The following is a 10987-nucleotide window of genomic DNA, read 5'->3' as shown; positions in this document are numbered from 1 at the left end:
TCAGCACCTCGGCATCGTCCTTCGACACGCTCTTCGGCGGGATCCGCGCCATCGAGGCGATCGTGGTCTCGATCTCCTTGATGCCGATGGTCTTCTTGCGCTTGTTCTCGGCGACCAGCATCTGCGCCGCGCCGGATTCGTCGATCACGTCGATCGCCTTGTCCGGCAGCTTGCGGTCGTGGATGTAGCGCGAGGAGAGCTGCACCGCGGCCTCGATCGCCTCATTGGTGTACTTCAGCCGATGGTAGTCCTCGAAGTACGGCTTGAGACCCTTGAGGATCGCGATCGCGTCCTCGACCGTGGGCTCGTTGATGTCGATCTTCTGGAAGCGCCGCACCAGCGCGCGGTCCTTCTCGAAGTGCTGGCGGTACTCCTTGTAGGTCGTCGAGCCCATGCACCGAATGGTGCCCGAGGCGAGCGCCGGCTTGAGCAGGTTCGAGGCGTCCATCGCCCCGCCCGACGTCGCGCCCGCACCGATCACGGTGTGGATCTCGTCGATGAACAGGATGGCGTTGGGATGCGCCTCGAGCTCCTTCAGCACCTGCTTCAGGCGCTCCTCGAAGTCGCCGCGATAACGCGTGCCCGCGAGCAGCGTGCCCATGTCGAGCGAGAATACGGTGGCAGCCGCGAGAACTTCCGGCACCTCGCTGTCGACGATGCGCTTGGCGAGGCCCTCCGCGATCGCGGTCTTGCCGACACCGGCCTCGCCCACGAACAGCGGATTGTTCTTCTGCCGGCGGCACAGCACCTGGATCGCGCGGTTGATCTCGGAATTGCGTCCGATCACCGGATCGATCTTGCCGTCACGCGCCTTCTTGTTGAGGTTGACGCAATAGGTCTCGAGTGCCTCGCCCTTCTTCTTGGCGTCCTCGTTGCCCTTGGTCTCGGTCTCCTCGTCGACGCCGCGCACCGGGCGCGCCTCGGAGACACCCGGCCGCTTGGCGATGCCGTGGCTGATGTAGTTGACCGCGTCGTAGCGCGTCATGTCCTGCTCTTGCAGGAAATAGGCGGCATGGCTTTCGCGCTCGGCGAAGATCGCGATCAACACGTTGGCGCCGGTCACCTCTTCGCGACCGGAGGACTGCACGTGGATCACCGCGCGCTGAATCACGCGCTGGAAACCGGCGGTCGGCTTGGCGTCGTCGGCGCCGTCCGTCACCAGATTCTCGAATTCGGTCTCAAGATAATTGACGAGGCTCGTGCGGAGCTTGTCGAGATCGACGCTACAGGCGCGCATGACCGCGGCTGCATCGGAGTCGTCGATCAAGGAGAGCAAGAGATGCTCGAGCGTCGCGTATTGGTGATGACGCTCGTTTGCGATCGCCAGCGCACGATGCAGGGATTGTTCAAGGCTTTGAGAAAAAGTCGGCATTCGCGTCCTCTATGGCCCCCACCATCATGATCGCCATCGCCCGGTCAGGCAACAACAACCTTTGTCACATATAGTTATACAAGATCGCGGCGAAAGACCGGTTCCGCGACTCGGCGGCTACACACCTGCGGCATTTTCAATGCAAAACCCGTTCCGATTTGGGCGGGGTCGGCGCCGATGCTGATTTTCGCAGGTTTCCCGGTCCGGCGCGCATCGCGCAGACGTCACGCGACAATCACACTGCGACATGCACAGGAGCCGGCTTCGAACGCGCCTTGACGAGGCCTACTTCTTTTCCATCACGCATTGCAGCGGATGCTGGTGCTTGCGGGCGAAATCCATCACCTGCGTCACCTTGGTCTCGGCAATCTCGTAGGTGAACACGCCGCACTCCCCGATGCCGTGATGATGGACGTGCAGCATGATCTTGGTCGCAGCCTCGACGTCCTTCTGGAAGAACTTCTCCAGCACATGAACGACGAATTCCATCGGCGTATAATCGTCGTTCAGGATCAGCACGCGATACAGGTTCGGCCGCTTGGTCTTCGGCTTGACCTTGGTGATGACGGACGTGTTCGGAGCGGAGGGGCCGCCGGAACGGTTCTCGTCATTGCTCATCCGAGGAGCGTGGGCGGCGGCCGCCGCGGACAGGTCGAGTCTGGAAGACAATTGCAGCATGGCTCAGGCGTTCAATTCCCCACGGAAGCGTATGACGGTCCACCGCGCAGCCCCGCTTCGGAGCTTCGCGCAGGCGCGCCGCCTTATTGGATCGCCGCTTCCAACCGGTCCGGTCCAAAGCCGCATCGGCTTCACCGAATATGGGCCCGCCCCCGGCTCCCCGCAAGCGTGCAAAGCTCGACCGATGCGGCCACGGCGGTCCCGATTCCCGGTCCGGGCGATCCTCGCCGAGGTTAGTCAATCCGAACCGATTTGACAAAAAATTCGATCCCGACGGTTTAGAACGTATTGACCAGGAACCCGCCCTTGGCCGCGACGGTCTCGCGGGGTGCCTCCGGTGTTCTACGGTCCGATTGACCTGGCGCTCATCTCGAGCGGTGCTGCAATATTGTGCGAGGGGCACCGGCAAGTTTTATCCGGTGACGTCGGCGACCCTGCTCGGCGCGCGAGGACACGGCATCTTGTCGTCGAAATTGCGCGTGGCGCGGCGACGGATTGCTCGGTCGCAAACGAAAAAAAGCCCGGCTGGTTCAGCCGGGCTTTTTGATTCCAGGAGTCCGCAGGGTTAGTGGGCGGCCGGGGTGAACTTCGACACGATGGTCTCGACCGGCTTGAAGGCCTGCTTGGCGAGATCGCTGTAGAGGCCGGCGATCTTCTGCGATTCCGCAACGAAGGTCTCGTAGGCCGAGCGGGCGAAATCGGTCTGCGCTTCCATCGCCTTGTCCAGCGACTTCACGCCGGAAAGCTTCTCGACGAAGGACTTGGTGTCTTCGAACGACTTCTTGGTGTAGTCGCCATAGGCGCTGGCGATCGCCTGGAGGCCGTGCTGCACCGAGGTCGCGGAAGCAACGCACTGCTCGAACTGCTCTTTGCCGTAGCTCTGAAAGTCTTCAACCTTGAACATCTCGGAATCCTTTTTCCCTGGCTTTCGTCGGGAAGCCCCGGCTCCCTGACACTGCCCATAATTAGTGCAACGCACAAAAAAGTCAAGAATTTTGTGCGACGCACAAAAAGAAGGTGCAAGTTGCGACGATTCCCGGAGTTTCCCGCAAGGGTTCCTTAAGCTTTTGGAAACCGCGGCCCCCTACCCTGATTCCCTGGACGTGTTCACCTATCGCAGGCGGTCAAAAGCCGTTTGAGAACATCACCTTAGCCAGAATAGCGGCTCAGGTTCAACGTCCCCCGCGGCGAGCACCGGCGGAGGGACAGCCTGGGCAGGTAATGATCCCGGGTCCGCAGGGCACAATTTCGCCTCACGGGCCGGTGATCAAGTCAGAAACGGGGACGGGGTTTCATGCTTCGTAAAAACTTGTCTTCCTCGCGCTTGGCGCGGGTTGGGGTTTTCGGGCTTCTTACGATCACCACCGCAGTCATCTTCACCACCGATGCTGCGGAGGCGCGGCGCCACCGGCGTCATTACGCGCACCACCGGGTGCAGCGCGATGTGTCCGAGAGCTCCAGCCCGAAATTCGCGTCCATCATCGTCGACGGCAATTCCGGTGCGGTGCTTCAGTCGAACAGCCCCGACGGGATCCGCCATCCCGCCTCGCTCACCAAGATCATGACGCTCTATCTGCTGTTCGAGCGTCTCGAGTCCGGCAAGATGAAGCTCGACACCGAGATGCCGGTGTCGCAGCACGCCGCCGATCAGGATCCGACCAAGCTGAATCTGCGTGCCGGCCAGACCATTCGCGTCGAGGACGCGATCAAGGGTCTCGTCACCCGCTCCGCCAACGACGCCGCCGTGGTGATCGCGGAAGCGATCGCCGGCGACGAGGATGACTTCGCCCAGATGATGACGCGCAAGGCGCGCTCGCTCGGCATGTCCAGGACGGTCTACCGCAATGCCAACGGCCTTCCCAACGACGAGCAGGTCACGACCGCGCGAGACCAGGCCACGCTCGGGCGCGCCATCCAGGAGCGCTTCCCGCGCTACTACCGCTATTTCGCGACCTCGACGTTCAACTGGCGCGGACAGTCGATCCGGAATCACAATCACCTGCTCGGCAATGTCGAGGGCGTCGACGGCATCAAGACCGGCTACACCCGCGCCTCCGGCTTCAACCTCGTAACCTCGATGCGCCGCGGCAACCGCCATCTGATCGGCGTGGTGCTGGGCGGCCGCAGCGGCGGCTCGCGCGACGCCATCATGCGCAACCTGCTCGCGGAGAATCTCGAGAAGGGCGCATCGACCCGCACGGTCGCCGCGATCACCGAGCGCAGCGGCTCCGACGCCAGCACCGACGTCGCCGATGCATCGGATACCCCGGCCCGCCCTGCTCCGCAGGTCCAGGCCGCCGCTGCCCCTGCTCCGGAAACAACCGCGCCGCGTCCCGCCTCGCGCCTGTCGGCGCTTGCGGCTGCGACCGCCGCGATGCCGCCGGCGCAGGCCAAGCCTGAGGCCAGGGCCGACGCCCGGCCGGCCGAAGCCAAGATCGAGCCCGCCCCGCTCACCAGCGGCGTCATCTCGAGCCAGCCGCTCTCCATCATCCCGGGCTCGTCCGAGCCGATGAAGCCGGTCCGGGTCAAGACGGTTCAGGTCAAGGCCGGCACCGTGAAGGTTGCCTCGGCCGCCCCGACGCAGACCCCTCCGCAGGTCACCAGTACCGTTCAGTCCCGCTCCGATGTCGCCGAAACGTCCGGCGCCGTCGTCGCGCGGGCAGACCTCATCAACAAGCCCGAGGCCATGAGCCAACCGGAAGCGCCGAAGGCCGAGATCGCCCGCACCGAGCTGCCGCGGCAGCCGGCGGGCTTCGGCACCGGCAACGGCGTCCTCGGCGTGCTGCCGGTCACAACCGCCGCCGCTCCCGCCCCGGCGGCTCCGAAGCTCGCCTCCGCCGATCCGGCGCCACAGCCGATCCAGATGAGCGCCACCACCCGGCCGGTCGTCACCCACAGCGGCTGGATCGTCCAGGTCGGCGCGCTCGAGAGCGAGAGCGAAGCCCAGCAGCGCATCGACGCCGCGCGCAGCTCAGCCCGCGGCCTGCTTAGCAAGGCCGATCCGTTCACCGAGCCGGTCCTCGCCAAGGACAATCGCAAGCTCTACCGCGCCCGCTTCGCCGGGCTCGAGCGGGACCAGGCCGAAGCGGTCTGCCGCGCCCTCAAGCGCGCCGACATCTCCTGCATCACCGTCCGCAACTGATCTCATCCACCGTTCCGACGAAAATGCCCGCCCCTCGCGGGCATTTTTGTTTTCGGGACGCCGCGACGCAAAGTCAGTTCGGCAACAACCTCTCGTCAAGGATTTACGGTTAAAACTTTACGCAATGGATCGACCACGCCGGCAACGGCGGGCATCGGGGCGACGGCAGACAGAGCAAGCGGAGGTCACGCGGTACGAGCGTTTGTAGCGTGGTGCCGGAGTTAGCCGTTATGCGTGCGAAGCAGAGTATCCTTGGCCTCGTTTACCCGGGCAGCGAGGTACGTCGAGCCCCCCTGGTCGGGATGCAGTTTCTTCATCAAGGATTTGTGGGCCCGGCTGATGTCGTCGCGCCCCGCCCCCGGCTGCAAGCCAAGGATCTGATAGGCTTCCTCCGCCGTCATTTTGCCGCTCGCCACCGTGCGGCGCTGCCCCCCTGCCGCGTCGCCCTGCGCGTTCTGACGCCAAGCGGGAAACCGGCGGTCCAGATAGCTTTCAAGTAAGGCCACGCTCTCGGCGTCGAACGTCGGGACCATCGCCAGCAGCCCGGCGAGATCGAACTCGTCGAGATTGCGCCCGGCGTGAGGCCCGGCGACGATCTGGCCCGCGAGCTGGCCAGAATCGTGGTCGAGCCGCATGTCGAGGAATTGCGAGCGCACGCGCGAGACCTGCCCGGACGAGCGCGCCGCGCCGCCGCCGAACAGCCCGCCGATATTGCCGAAGCCGGAGTTTGTCAGCGGTGTCCAGCCGAGCAGGCCGGCGCCGAATATCCCGAGCGGGATTGCCACCGCCAGCTCGCCCCGCAACCCCGTGAACGCCGCGACCGCCAGCGCCACCACGCCGCCACCGAACTTGATGGTGCGCGCCAGCACCGCCGGATTGGCGGAGCGGAACATCTGGAGCAGCAGATAGAGCGTGATAACGGCGACGGCGCCGGCAAGCAGAGTCATGGCCCGTATATAGTCGCCTCGCGCCCAAAAAGCATGCCGCCGTATCCCGCCGGGCGAATCCGCCTCACTTGATCTGGTCGATCAGCTTCGCCGCGCCGCGCGTCGTCCTCGCCAATTTCAGCAGCGCCTCGCGGCCGCCGGCCGCATAGGCCGCAGCCGCGCGCAGGAGGTCGCGCAATTGGGCCGCAGCGCCAGGATCGAACCGGCACCAGGCACCGCCGGTCAGGCGCGCGATCTCGCGAAACGCGTGCTCGGCGACGTCGTCATGGCCTTCCTGAAACAGGAACACGGGCACCTTGAGCATGCCGAGCTCGCCGGCCTTGGCGCAGAGCTCGTCGACCTTTTCCTCCATGGCGTCGCCGACGAAGACCACGGCGCGCACGCCCGAATCGACCGCCTCGCGCCGCGCCTCGCTCAGCACCTTGCCGATCTGGGTGTCGCCCCCGCGGCAGTCGATCTTGCCCATCAGCGTCGCGAGCTTGGCGCTGTCGGAGATCCAGCCTGTGGCGCGGCACTCGTTGAACCCGCGGTAGTAGACCAGCCGGATGTCGAGACTGCCGATTGCCGCCGCCTCGCGGAACATGTCCGCCTGGAGCGCGCAGGCCATGTCCCAGGTCGGCTGCCGGCTCATCGTTGCGTCCAGCGCGAAGATCAACCGCCCGTTCGCGCCGGGCGCATGCGGTGACAGCGCGCGGGCCTTGGCGACGAAGGCCGCGATATCCTCCGAGGTCGAGGTCTTGGCCTGTGGCAGCGCGCCGCCTGTCTGCGAGACGGCATCGCGGCCACGCGGTTTGATAGGTTCGCCCGACATCCTGCTCGCACCCTGCGTGAACGGCTAATGTGGTTTGCGCGCACTGCCTGGTCAATGAGCAAAGCCTCCGCAGGCGGGCGCCGGCGGAGGCTTTGACGATCTATTGCTGACGATGAGTGAAGCGTCAGCTCTTGGGAAGCATCAGCTCTTGGCAGGCGCCATCAGCGCGACCGGCCCGGGCTCGAGAATCTTGGGCGCGGACGAGCCGGTGTCGACCGGCGACACGTCGCTGTCAGTCGCGCTCAGGAACCTGTCCAGCATTCCCTGGATCGAGTTCTTCGCATCGTCCGGACCGGTGTCACGCATGTCGTTATGCTGGAAGTCCGTCTTCACGACCTGAATTCCGGCCTTCTCGCACTCCTCGTCCGTGGGGATCACACCCGGATCGGTCTTGAATTGCGGGTCCTTGGAACGGAACGACAGGATCTTGAACTTGCCGGCGGTGACGAAGGGGACGCGGAGGTTATCCAGCGTGACGACCTTCTTGACCTCGTCCGGATACTGCTTGGCGAAGTACATCGTGATGTCGCCGCCCATGGAGTGACCGACCATCGTCACCTTCTCGTAGTCGGCGTTGGGCTGAACCTTCTTCATCTCCTGCATCGCCAGATGGATGTTGGCGACGCCGCGCAGGATCTGCGGCAGCCGGCCGACATAGAGCTCGCCGGGCTTGGTCACCATCGGAGGATCGGTCGGCAGATCATGCTGCGGGCTGACGACGAGATAGCCGCGCGCAGCGAAAATGTTGGCGAGGAAGCCGTACTCGGTGTTCTTGACGGTGTTGCCGTGATTGATCACGGCGACCGGCATCGTGATCATGCCGGCATTGGCCTGCATTTCCTTGTCGCGACGGATCGCGATGTCGACAGGCACGGGACGGTTGTCGCGCGAGGCGTCGTAGAAGGTGATGGTCTCGTGCCTGATCGCCCACTTGCTCGCCGTGAAATAGGCGACGCCGCAGAGGGCACCAACTGAAACCAGAACGGCAATTCCACGCTTCATTTTCGTCCTCAGCCTTCAGGCTCTTGCGGCCTGATCCCTGTTGAAAATCGTGTTCTTCGGGGCTCTACGACCCCGCTGCGCCTATTCCCTAATATATGTCACAGCCGCGTGACAGGAAGGCCAAATATTGTGAACTGGCAGCCCTTTCATTGTGCGCCGCACTCGTTTCTTGGGCATCCTCCTCTCATACGGCTACGTCAGGGTGCAGGCCACCATCGGACGCAACCCGTCGTGATCTGGTTCAATTTCGCGGTAAACATAGGGTGAAAACGGCTGAGCGCGGCCTCGGTTCCGGCCGGCGACGACGACTTTGACCGCCTGGAAGTAGCGGCATACCGCCGCGTCAGGCGCCGAGGATGTCGTGGACCTCAAGCGGCTTGTCGACCTGGTTGAACCACTCGGCCCGATTGGCCGCGCGGCGGCGGCCGCGCTCGTCCAGCGGCAGCTTGAGCTGGCGGAGCAGGCCCGTCACCTCTTCCCGCGCAGTGAGATGGCCGAGATTGGGCCGCATGCCGAGCGTGGCCTCGTCGATCTCGTCGAGGGCGGTCAGGCCGCGCGGAAAGAACTCGCGATAGACGACGCGCTCGGCGAAGCCGTCGACATAGCGGAAGCCGAGCCGCAGCGACAAATCCTTCAGGCCGTCGGCGACGAGCTGCTTGTTGCGGGAGCCGAGCATGGACAGGCGGTTGCGCACGACGATCCAGTCCGTGGTCGAGCCGTCGAGCTGACGGCGCTTGCGGCGGGTGTCGCGCACCATCTCGGCGTAGTGGCTCTCGCCCGTCACCGCATAGTTGGCGGGGTCGACGGTGCCGAGCACGTCGAAATCGAGAAAGCTGTCGTTGATCGGCGTGACCAGCGTGTCGGCCATCGAATGGGCGAGCCGCATCAGGTAGCTATCGGTGCCGGGCGTATCGATGACGATGAAGTCGAAACTGCTCTCGACCGCCGAGACCGCCTCCATGAACTGCTGAAACTCGGAATTCTCGTTCTCGGCGATCTGCATGGTCTCGCCGAGCTTGATGCAGCGATGCACCGGCAGCTCGAGATCGAGCTTGGTGCGGCGGGCCCAGGCGGCACGGTTGTCGATGTAGTGGGTGAAGCTCTGCTGACGGCAGTCGAGGTCGATGGTGGCAACGCGCTGACCGGCCTTGAGGAGTGCAACCGCGATGTGCAAGGCCGTGGTCGATTTGCCGGAGCCGCCCTTCTCGTTGCCGAGCACGACAACGTGCGCCGAGCCGGATTGGCCGTGGCTAGCCTGCACAAGCATGGTGATCCTCAACACCCCTAAGCAATATCTTCGAGTTGGCCGCGTCTGCGGTCAAGTGAAATGCGTGACAGGATAGCGAAATCACACTGCGTCGTTCGTCATCGTGAATTGCACCGCCGCCGCGCGTCTGTGAACCAGCCCACAATGTCGGGATATCCCGCGCGGCTTCGCAGGGAATGCTGTGCCGCATCTGGATGCATGGCGTCCACGACCGCCGCTTGTTAAGGTTAGCCCGCTCGGGCGCCGGGACGCGCCCGCCTCCATCCCCAACCTCGTTGAGTGCTGATGCCACGAAGCCCCTTGATCGCYCGCACGGTCCCCGCCCTGCGGCGCGCCGTCGACAATCTTCGCAAGCGAAAAGCCACCGTCGCGCTGGTGCCGACCATGGGGGCACTCCATGACGGGCGTGTGTCGCTGGTGCGCCTCGCCAAGCGGCGCGCGAGCCGCGTCGTGGTCTCGATCTTCGTGAACCCGACTCAGTTCGCCCCGACCGAGGATTTCGGCGCTTACCCGCGAACCTGGAAGGCCGACATCGCCAAGCTCGCGGCCGAAGACGTCGACATCGTCTGGCACCCCGGCGTCGGGGCCATGTATCCGGAGGGCTTTGCCACCCGCATCGTGCCGGAGGGCCCGGCGCTGGCCGGCCTCGAAGACCGCTTCCGCCCGCACTTCTTCGGCGGCGTCGCCACCGTCGTCGGCAAGCTGTTCACGCAGTGCCGGCCGGATGTCGCGATCTTCGGCGAGAAGGACTTTCAGCAATTGCGCGTGGTGACGCAGATGGCCGGGGATCTCGACCTCGGGGTCAAGGTGATCGGCTCCCGCACCGTGCGCGAACGCGACGGGCTCGCGATGTCCTCGCGCAACGTCTACCTGTCGCCGGAGGAGCGGCAGACCGCGACCACGCTCTACCGCGCCATGAAGGAGAGCGCCGGGCGGATCCGCGCCGGCGAGGCGATCGCGTCCGCGATGGCGCGCGGCGCCGAGATGATCAAGGCGGCCGGCTTTGCCCTCGACTATTTCGAGGTCCGCCACGCCGAGACGCTGGCGCCGGTCGCCTCGCGCAAGGACGGGCCGTTGCGGATCCTGGTCGCGGCCAAGCTCGGAGCGACCCGCCTGATCGACAATGTCGCGGTTTAGAGCAATCCGAGATCGCGCAGCTCGCGCCGCATCGGCTCCGGCATCGCCGCGATGGTGCCAGCGGCGGACTTGCCGAGATCGGGCGGCACGGAATCCTCAGTGAGATAGCGCCAGCCCTGGAACGGGCGCATCGGCCGCGGCGACACCGAGATCACCTTGGGCTGCATCACGATCCGGCAGCGGCCGATGCCGTCCTTGTCGCGGAACGGCTCGATGCCGATGATCTTCTCGCGCGCCGCGATCTCACCCTTGATCACCCAATAGAGCGAGCCGCCCGAGAGAATCTCGGCGTCGCGCTTGGGCACCATGCGGGTGATGTGGATGTGATGTTGCGGCAGGCCCTTCTTCTTGGCCGTCTGCATCCGTTCGGCGACCCACCCCTTCAATTCCTTGACGGAGTCGCAGCCGACGGCGAGCTTGATCAGATGTAGTGRCATGCCCAAGCATTAGCGGGCCGGCCGCGGGTTTTCAAAGCCGATCTATTCGTTATCCGCAGCCGCGGGCGCCGAGGCCGGCGGCGGCGCGAGCGGAACCGGTGCGGCGGCCGGAGCGCGTGCAGCCTTCGGAGCCGGCGGCTTCTTGGCGGCCGGTGCCGCAGGCGCCAAAGCCTGGGCCGAGGCCGCAGCCGGCG

Annotated in this window: 10 protein-coding genes; 2 read left to right on the top strand and 8 right to left on the bottom strand. The window is 65.0% G+C overall.

Features of this window, described 5'->3' with window-relative positions; translation table 11 throughout:
* The 3 genes from ACXJL8_RS21415 to ACXJL8_RS21405 all read right to left on the bottom strand — a co-directional run.
* The coding region (locus tag ACXJL8_RS21415; protein ID WP_456685528.1) for an AAA family ATPase at positions 1-1372 on the bottom strand (1372 nt) is incomplete at its 3' end.
* 285 nt (positions 1373-1657) lie between these two features.
* Complete coding sequence (gene clpS, locus ACXJL8_RS21410) at positions 1658-1990, bottom strand: ATP-dependent Clp protease adapter ClpS (protein ID WP_456623680.1); 333 nt, start codon at positions 1988-1990, stop codon at positions 1658-1660.
* 625 nt (positions 1991-2615) lie between these two features.
* Positions 2616-2954: a phasin family protein gene (locus ACXJL8_RS21405; RefSeq protein WP_456623681.1), complete on the bottom strand. Its 339-nt coding sequence runs from the start codon at positions 2952-2954 to the stop codon at positions 2616-2618.
* A 390-nt stretch (positions 2955-3344) separates the two neighbouring features.
* On the opposite strand from ACXJL8_RS21405, the gene ACXJL8_RS21400 reads away from it, so the two are divergent.
* Positions 3345-5192 carry a serine hydrolase gene (locus ACXJL8_RS21400; RefSeq protein WP_456623682.1) on the top strand — a complete coding sequence of 616 codons (1848 nt, stop codon included), beginning with the start codon at positions 3345-3347 and terminating at the stop codon, positions 5190-5192.
* A gap of 221 nt (positions 5193-5413) precedes the next feature.
* On the opposite strand, the gene ACXJL8_RS21395 is transcribed toward ACXJL8_RS21400, so the two are convergent.
* The 4 genes from ACXJL8_RS21395 to ACXJL8_RS21380 form a co-directional block, all read right to left on the bottom strand.
* Entirely contained in the window at positions 5414-6139 is a 726-nt protein-coding gene (locus ACXJL8_RS21395; RefSeq protein WP_456623683.1) for a DnaJ domain-containing protein, read from the bottom strand.
* 64 nt (positions 6140-6203) lie between these two features.
* On the bottom strand, positions 6204-6950 hold the full coding sequence (locus ACXJL8_RS21390) for a VWA domain-containing protein (RefSeq protein ID WP_456623684.1): 747 nt from the start codon (positions 6948-6950) through the stop codon (positions 6204-6206).
* 141 nt (positions 6951-7091) lie between these two features.
* Positions 7092-7952: an alpha/beta fold hydrolase gene (locus tag ACXJL8_RS21385; RefSeq protein ID WP_456623685.1), complete on the bottom strand. Its 861-nt coding sequence runs from the start codon at positions 7950-7952 to the stop codon at positions 7092-7094.
* Positions 7953-8295: 343 nt separating this feature from the next.
* Positions 8296-9219, bottom strand: coding sequence for a division plane positioning ATPase MipZ (locus tag ACXJL8_RS21380; RefSeq protein WP_456623686.1), 924 nt, complete (start codon positions 9217-9219; stop codon positions 8296-8298).
* 285 nt (positions 9220-9504) lie between these two features.
* Between ACXJL8_RS21380 and panC the strand changes: the two genes are divergently transcribed.
* Positions 9505-10356 carry a pantoate--beta-alanine ligase gene (gene panC, locus ACXJL8_RS21375; protein WP_456685527.1) on the top strand — a complete coding sequence of 284 codons (852 nt, stop codon included), beginning with the start codon at positions 9505-9507 and terminating at the stop codon, positions 10354-10356.
* Here the strand turns inward: panC and ACXJL8_RS21370 are convergent.
* Positions 10353-10793 carry a DUF1489 family protein gene (locus tag ACXJL8_RS21370; RefSeq protein ID WP_456685526.1) on the bottom strand — a complete coding sequence of 147 codons (441 nt, stop codon included), beginning with the start codon at positions 10791-10793 and terminating at the stop codon, positions 10353-10355. The two genes, panC and ACXJL8_RS21370, sit on opposite strands and share 4 nt — an antisense overlap.
* Positions 10794-10987: the final 194 nt, after the last annotated feature.

The sequence above is a fragment of the Bradyrhizobium sp. P5_C11_2 genome (assembly GCF_054049755.1).
This window is presented reverse-complemented; position numbering and strand designations above follow the sequence as displayed.

What these genes read in the sequence shown, in the direction of transcription:
- clpS (WP_456623680.1), bottom strand. Translation starts at nt 1,990, where the DNA reads ATGAGCAATGACGAGAACCGTTCCGGCGGCCCCTCCGCTCCGAACACG.
- ACXJL8_RS21405 (WP_456623681.1), bottom strand. Translation starts at nt 2,954, where the DNA reads ATGTTCAAGGTTGAAGACTTTCAGAGCTACGGCAAAGAGCAGTTCGAG.
- ACXJL8_RS21400 (WP_456623682.1), top strand. Translation starts at nt 3,345, where the DNA reads ATGCTTCGTAAAAACTTGTCTTCCTCGCGCTTGGCGCGGGTTGGGGTT.
- ACXJL8_RS21395 (WP_456623683.1), bottom strand. Translation starts at nt 6,139, where the DNA reads ATGACTCTGCTTGCCGGCGCCGTCGCCGTTATCACGCTCTATCTGCTG.
- ACXJL8_RS21390 (WP_456623684.1), bottom strand. Translation starts at nt 6,950, where the DNA reads ATGTCGGGCGAACCTATCAAACCGCGTGGCCGCGATGCCGTCTCGCAG.
- ACXJL8_RS21385 (WP_456623685.1), bottom strand. Translation starts at nt 7,952, where the DNA reads ATGAAGCGTGGAATTGCCGTTCTGGTTTCAGTTGGTGCCCTCTGCGGC.
- ACXJL8_RS21380 (WP_456623686.1), bottom strand. Translation starts at nt 9,219, where the DNA reads ATGCTTGTGCAGGCTAGCCACGGCCAATCCGGCTCGGCGCACGTTGTC.